A 949-nucleotide genomic window follows, 5' to 3' on the forward strand; every position below is an offset into this window, starting at 1 on the left:
GTGCACTTCACCGGCCACAAGAAGGCCGACGGCAGCAACGAGCTGGACCTCACGATCAGCCGCCCCACGATCCGCATCAGCGGCGGCAGCGGTGTGCTCCACGCGGACATGGTCAGCAAGGAGCGGGGGACCGGCAAGGTCTCCCACCGCTCCCAGGTGCCCCTGGCCAAGCTCGGTCTCGGCGGGATCGACATGAAGGGCGGTTCCACCCCCATCGCCCTCACCAACGTCCCCACCACGCTGACCGCCGAGGGCGCCTCCGCCTTCGCCGGTTACTACACCGAGGGCACCCCGCTCGACCCGGTCAGCCTCTCCGTCGACACCAAGAGCGCCGCCGCCCAGCCGAAGCCGTCCGCCCCGCACGAGAAGAATGACGAGGGCGAGAAGAAGGACAAGGCGAAGAAGGAGAAGGCGGGCCGCTTCGAGGACGCCGCCGTCGACTGGGGCGTACGCCGCACCTTCCGCGAGTACGTCACCGGCTCCATCGGCCAGGGCAGGTGGACGCTCGCCGACGGCGCCCAGGACGGCGGGGCCCTGTTCCGCTTCCCGCAGGGCAAGGGAACGTACGACGCGAAGAAGGAGACGCTGGACGCGGAGTTCAGCGGCAGCATCCGCTTCACCGGCGCCCATGACCTCGACCTGAAGTTCGCCGCCGTCACCGTCGCCGTCACCAAGGGCGACGGCACCCTGTCGGCCGACGTCACCAGCGAGGGCAGGACCACCAAGAACGTCCCGATCGTCACCTTCGAGGCCGAGGACTTCGCGCCGAAGGACGGCCTCGCCGCCCTCACCGAAGCCCCCGCCACCCTCACCGCCGAAGGCTCCAAGGCGTTCGGTTCGATGTACAAGGCGGGCACCGCGATGGACCCGGTCTCGCTCGCCGTGACCGTCGACGAGAAGGCCCAGCTGCCCGCGCTGCCCGACCTCGGCAGCGAGCCGACCGCGGCCG

Annotated in this window: 1 protein-coding gene; it reads left to right on the forward strand. The window is 70.4% G+C overall.

Annotated elements, in window-relative coordinates; genetic code table 11:
* On the forward strand, positions 1-949 hold a 949-nt coding region (locus tag B7L92_RS39005), incomplete at both ends, for an HtaA domain-containing protein (RefSeq protein ID WP_081241703.1).

This window comes from Streptomyces viridosporus, from assembly GCF_002078235.1.
In the GTDB taxonomy this organism is placed as follows: domain Bacteria; phylum Actinomycetota; class Actinomycetes; order Streptomycetales; family Streptomycetaceae; genus Streptomyces; species Streptomyces viridosporus.